The sequence below is a fragment of the Staphylococcus sp. HMSC069E10 genome, from assembly GCF_001809205.1.
In the GTDB taxonomy this organism is placed as follows: Bacteria; Bacillota; Bacilli; order Staphylococcales; family Staphylococcaceae; genus Staphylococcus; species Staphylococcus hominis.
Window position 1 is genome coordinate 1 of the sequence record NZ_KV796476.1, and the last position, 1,767, is coordinate 1,767.

Consider the following 1,767-nt stretch of genomic DNA (forward strand, 5'->3'; position numbering starts at 1 on the left):
CAAAATACTTTGTATTTATATGTAATTTTACATTGAAATACTTAAAAAAATAAGGCACTTTCGTATAATTTAATAAATATCACTAAACTAAATTAACGAGGTGCCTTATGTATAAAGATTATAACATGACTCAACTTACTCTACCATTGGAAACTTCAGTTCTTATCCCCACAAATGATATGTCACGACATGTCAATGATATTGTAGAAACAATTCCTAAAACTGAATTCGATGAATTCAGACATCATCGTGGTGCAACCTCATACCATCCAAAAATGATGTTAAAAGTCATTCTATATGCCTACACACAATCTGTGTTTTCAGGTCGTAAGATAGAAAAATTACTTAATGATAGCATCCGGATGATGTGGCTATCACAAAATCAAAAGCCTTCTTATAAAACGATTAATCGATTTAGAGTCAATCCAAAAGTAGATGCTTTATTAGAATCATTATTTATTCAATTTCATAGTCAGTGTTTGAAACAACATCTTATAGATGATCAGGCCATTTTTATTGATGGTACGAAAGTTGAGGCGAATGCCAATCGATATACATTTGTATGGAAAAAGAGTATTCAAAACCATGAGACAAAAATGAATGAAGATTCTAAAGCACTCTATCATGAATTGATAACAAATAAAATCATACCTGAGATTAAAAAAGATCACGATAATGACTTAACAAAGGAAGAAATAGATTTGATTGGTAGTCATTTGGATAAAGAAATCGAAGATTTAAATCAACATATCGATAATGAAAAATGTACTAAAATAAGAAAACAAATACGGCTCAAAAGAACTAAAATTAAACAATACAAAAAGCAAATTAATGATTACTCTGGGCGAAAGCATAAATACGACGTCCAAAAATCTATTTTAAAGGATAGAAATAGTTATTCTAAAACAGATCATGATGCCACATTTATGAGAATGAAAGAAGATCATATGAAAAATGGACAACTCAAGCCAGGTTATAATTTACAAATAGCGACAAATTCTCAATTCGTTTTATCTTATAATGTGTATCAAAATCCGACTGATACAAGAACGATGATACCATTTTTAAATTTAATTCAAGAGACCTACGGTCATTTACCTGAATATATTGTAGCTGATGCAGGTTATGGTAGCGAACCCAATTATATGGCAATTATAGATGATTTTAATCGAATACCACTTATAACCTACGGTATGTTTATAAAAGATAAAACTAAAAAATATAAAAGCGACATCTTTAACACTCAAAATTGGGATTATGACGAAATTAACGATGAATATATTTGTCCAAACAATAAGCGATTGGGTTTTAAAAGATATGCCTATCGCCATGATAAATATGGGTTTAAGAGAGACTTCAAATTATATGAATGTGATGATTGTTCAGAATGTCCTCTGAGACACCAGTGCATGAAATACAATTCAAAAACGAATAAAAAAATAATGAAAAATTATAATTGGGAATATTTTAAAGCCCAAATTAATAAAAAGCTTTCAGAACCAAAAATAAAAACCATCTACAGTCAAAGAAAAATTGATGTGGAGCCTGTTTTTGGATTTATGAAGGCTATTTTGGGTTTCACTCGAATGTCCGTTCGAGGGATAAATAAAGCCAAAAGAGAACTAGGATTTGTGCTAATGGCACTTAATATAAGAAAAGTAACAGCTCAACGAGCTGAAAATAATCAAAAAAATTATAAAAAAGACAATTTCTATATTATTTCAATAGAAATTGTCTTTTTTCACTTATCTAGATACTTTATGTCCC

1 protein-coding gene is annotated in these 1,767 nt (G+C 29.5%); it reads left to right on the top strand.

Annotated features, from left to right (window positions below; translation table 11 throughout):
- Positions 1–107 precede the first annotated feature (107 nt).
- Positions 108–1,767 (top strand): IS1182 family transposase (locus HMPREF2561_RS03930; protein WP_070468363.1); only part of this gene is annotated, 1,660 nt, incomplete at its 3' end.